Consider the following 252-nt stretch of genomic DNA (forward strand, 5'->3'; position numbering starts at 1 on the left):
GAGGAACAGGTTTAAATGTTCAGAGCAAGATGAAAGCAGTTCATCACCTGGATGTTCCGTGGAGACCAAGTGACATCCAGCAACGCAATGGACGTATAATCCGACAGGGAAATGAAAACAAGGAAGTAGATATTTACCACTATATTACCAAAGGTTCGTTTGATAATTATCTATGGGCAACTCAGGAGAACAAACTCCGTTATATTAAGCAGATTATGACTTCTAAGGAGCCGATTCGTGCTGCAGAAGACA

General features: G+C 41.3%; 1 protein-coding gene. It reads left to right on the forward strand.

Annotated features, from left to right (window positions below):
- On the forward strand, window positions 1-252 hold a 252-nt coding region (locus tag CBI42_RS11955; protein WP_142294168.1), incomplete at both ends, for a hypothetical protein.

Source organism: Streptococcus sp. KR (assembly GCF_002238115.1).
Lineage (GTDB): Bacteria > Bacillota > Bacilli > Lactobacillales > Streptococcaceae > Streptococcus.